Source organism: Candidatus Thiosymbion oneisti, assembly GCF_900092655.1.
Taxonomy (GTDB): domain Bacteria; phylum Pseudomonadota; class Gammaproteobacteria; order Chromatiales; family Chromatiaceae; genus Thiosymbion; species Thiosymbion oneisti.
In genome coordinates this window covers 1-3,475 of record NZ_FLUY01000501.1, presented here as the reverse complement: position 1 = coordinate 3,475, position 3,475 = coordinate 1, and the positions used below count along the sequence as shown (strand labels likewise).

At 44.8% G+C, this 3,475-nt stretch carries 4 protein-coding genes; all 4 read right to left on the bottom strand.

Annotated features, from left to right (window positions below; translation table 11 throughout):
- Positions 1 to 250: 250 nt before the first annotated feature.
- On the bottom strand, positions 251 to 748 hold the full coding sequence (locus BQ17_RS23180; RefSeq protein WP_256091485.1) for a type II toxin-antitoxin system RelE/ParE family toxin: 498 nt from the start codon (positions 746 to 748) through the stop codon (positions 251 to 253).
- Positions 749 to 1,057: 309 nt separating this feature from the next.
- Entirely contained in the window at positions 1,058 to 1,357 is a 300-nt protein-coding gene (locus BQ17_RS04830) for a PIN domain-containing protein (protein ID WP_218068102.1), read from the bottom strand.
- Positions 1,358 to 1,504: 147 nt separating this feature from the next.
- Positions 1,505 to 1,720 carry a hypothetical protein gene (locus BQ17_RS04825; RefSeq protein WP_089724763.1) on the bottom strand — a complete coding sequence of 72 codons (216 nt, stop codon included), beginning with the start codon at positions 1,718 to 1,720 and terminating at the stop codon, positions 1,505 to 1,507.
- Positions 1,721 to 2,355: 635 nt separating this feature from the next.
- A complete protein-coding gene (locus BQ17_RS04820; protein ID WP_089724761.1) occupies positions 2,356 to 2,973 on the bottom strand; it encodes a hypothetical protein in 618 nt (205 codons plus the stop codon).
- Positions 2,974 to 3,475 lie beyond the last annotated feature (502 nt).

Sequence of the window (3,475 nt, the reverse complement as noted above, 5' to 3'; positions counted from 1 at the left end):
ATCTTGTTCGCTTGATTCAAACCCACCATCCAGAAGTGTTCCTGACCTTGACCGATTTTATTCTCTCTACGGAGAATTTGGCGCATGATCAGATAAATGTCTTCCGCACCCTTTACGGTGACTTTTTGTTGCTTGTTTAATTTGACTTCCATTGTAGGGCCTTTTAGAGAGGCTAATGCCATCGTTCACAAGAAAAATTGGGAGCGATAGCGAGTAGTTTTGTCCTTGTGTAGCGGATTGTATAGGCTTTTTAGCTATTTTGCACAAGCCTGATTTCAAGATGGCACCCAACTGCTTTAGCATATTTCTGCAATGTAGAAATAGACGGGGAATGTTTTTTATTCCCACCACCTGCTTCTAACCTTGCAATCGCAGGTGTTTTTGTGCCCATACGATCTGCTACTTCCGCTTGAGTAAGCCCAGCATTCATTCTTGCATTTAATAATTCATCAAATGAATGGAGCATAACAATACGTTTATGCACTAAAGTACAATAGAAAACTCTACCCATACCCTCCATTGACTTCATCCGAAGTTCAAATGAACCATCTTTCATTGCTCTTGTGTGAGGCATTCCAAGATTGGCACCATGAATACGCATCCGTTCTGTGAGATGAATATACCTAGCCTGAATTCCTGCAGGCATATTCAGTATTTCCTCTTGAAGTGCCTCGTTGTAATAGATGATTTCCCATTCCATATAGTCAATATTAACGTATTTGTTATCAATATCAAGAGGTAAATTCAAAATTTCATGTTTTTCATACGGCTAACGGGGAGCTAACCAGCAACCTCCCTTGCCCTCATGGACGGGGGCAAGGGAGGTTTGTCTGCGTTCAGCGTCTTGATAGGCGGCGCGTCCCATGTCGCACTGACATTTTTGCAGGCGATATCCTGTTTTGGTGTCTGAAACAATAGGGATATTAAAGTGCCGCCGTGCATGTTCCTGTGTGCTTTCCTTTTGGTAATACTTGTTATAGTGCACTTGCTGGTTAGCTCCCCGATAAGCGGCGCAGGGACGCGCCGCTTATCGGCACGGCTCAGGCGCCCAATAATGTTATTCATGTTCCAACGGATTTTTTGTCTCAAGAAAGGTGAATTCTTCAAAATCTTTCGTATTCACGGTATAGAGTCCGGAAATACCGTGATCTTTTAACGTGGCAGCCAGGGCAGCATCAAAAATCTTCTTTCGCGTGGTGACAGATTTGAGCAGCCCGACAAGCGTCTCAAGTTGCGTCGGCTGGTGATACAGAATCGCGACGCCGGTATCCACATAGTCTTGGACAATTTGGATGGCATCAGGTAATAGCAACGGCGCTTCAAGCCGATGCCATGTGATAACATTGAGAAACTCCATAAGGACTTGTGCAGGAAGACACACGGAGAGATGACGCGTCAGCGTCCCGCGTATTCATGGCCTGTTCAACAAAGACTTTAGCGTGCGGATGAAATGGAGAGGCGGTATTATGCGCATAGATCAACACATTGGTATCAAGGGCATACATTATGCGTTACCCCGTTCCGCATACATTTCTTCTCGGTCAAGGGCAATATCTGTCCCCAAGTTGAATGTCCGAACCGTAAACGAATGCTGCGGCATCATGCTGGATTGAGGGGGCACGATGTCGTGCTTGAGGGATTGCAGCAACACCTCTATGGCCTGAATCCGATCAGTCATTGGCGCATGCCGAAGTTGCTCCACCATGTCTTGAGCAAGCATCTGATTCTCCTTCTAACTCACAACAGGTAAGCCATCGCCTCTGGCGGTGGACTCCGAAAGGCTCGGCCATTCCGTCGCGCATGGGACTGTAGTAGAGATGATCTCCCTCCCATCAACCAAAGTGGAAGAAGATCATCATGCGAGATTGGCAAAACCAATCCCACATAAAATGGTACTGCAAATACCATCTTGTATTTGTGCCGAAATATCGTCGGCGTGCGATTTATCGGAGGAATTCTCCGAGAGTTGTGTCAGCAACAAGGGATCGAGCTTGTTGTAAGGGCACGCCATAGTGGACCACATTCATCTCTGCCTGAGCATTCCGCCGAAATACAGCGTGGCGAACACTGTCAGTTTTCTCAAGTCGAAGCAGCCACCAATTACCGAGGTATCAAGATAGACGCGAAGTTTCTTCATTTTTTGCTGCGCCTAATGGTCTGGCTCAGGCGCCCAATGCCGCGTGGCACTGAGCTTGAAAGTTGCTGAGGAGCCGGACCGCGGCATTGGGTCGCTTGCAGCCGAATGTTAGGCGAATGGGCTGTGAAAAACGACCCATCAATTGAGCCTGGCCCCTTTTCTCTGCGAAAGCAAAAACCGTGACGCTTTTGGCAGTCCGCCAGATGCTTTCGTTAGGACTATGCTATTAAAATACCGATCAATATCGAAAAAACTTTCTCCAAATCTCCTGGAATTGTAAAACTGTTAATATCCTTTGTAATATGTTGTTGTTTTCTTTCAAGAACACCAAATTTCCAAACATCGCCTATAGTGATAGCACCATACAATCTATCATTCTCATTACTTTCTTCATACCTGTCTAAAGCTATTAACTCTGCTGACAGCTGATTAAACCCTTTATCTAAGTCGCCTTTTTTTGCTTCAATTACGATCAACTCTTGTTTTAGCCGTATTAAGTAATCTAATGAACCACTTAATCTGCTATCGATTTCTATTGCATATTCCACGTTTATTTTTGATTCCGTGTTTCTGGCGATCTCCACTAAAATTGGTGCTATTAAAAAATCTCTCTTAGCAATTTCAGAAGTTATAGTGATTTTTGGAAGAATAGTATAAAAAGTATCTTGAAGTTTTCTGATATCATTATGTTCGTAATCGTCAGATTGCGGAAGATTCACCACTTCATGAGAAAAAGAATATCCTAATTCTTCAACTATTTCATCGGTAGGATTGTTCAACTCAAAATAATCGCTGAACGTGTATTTTTTTCCTTCTACTAAGATAGGTTTTTTCATTTACAATCTCTGCTATTTGTGATTTCGCCTAACAGGTAGTAAACGGCGAGTCGCCGTGTTAAGTACGTCGAAACGCCTTATATACCACAATCTATACTGGTACCTGGTTTCGATTGATACTGCCGGCTTTGACGCTGAAGCGTGAGAGTCAACCAGAGGTTGTGAATTTGCGATATCGGTCGCAACTAGGTACTAGTACCTAGTTTCGACCGATGTTGCAAGTTCATAGTATCTGCTGGATCACACGCTTGGTTCACACGCTCCAGTGCGGGGATTAGCAATATCGAGCGAAACTATGTACTAGAGGGCGTTCTCAATTAAGCCGAATCCCCCGAAAATCAAGTACATCAACCCCATACACTTGTCGGTAGGTCGCGCCTATTCGATTTTCTCACACCAAGCCACAAAGACACGAAGAATTCCTCTTGGCTCTTTATGGATTCCGGACTGCTTTGGAGTGCGCCGGCAAAGCGGCGCAGCCGCATCGAACCTCAGCCACGGG

What these genes read in the sequence shown, in the direction of transcription:
- BQ17_RS04830 (WP_218068102.1), bottom strand. Translation starts at nt 1,357, where the DNA reads ATGGAGTTTCTCAATGTTATCACATGGCATCGGCTTGAAGCGCCGTTG.
- BQ17_RS04825 (WP_089724763.1), bottom strand. Translation starts at nt 1,720, where the DNA reads ATGCTTGCTCAAGACATGGTGGAGCAACTTCGGCATGCGCCAATGACT.
- BQ17_RS04820 (WP_089724761.1), bottom strand. Translation starts at nt 2,973, where the DNA reads ATGAAAAAACCTATCTTAGTAGAAGGAAAAAAATACACGTTCAGCGAT.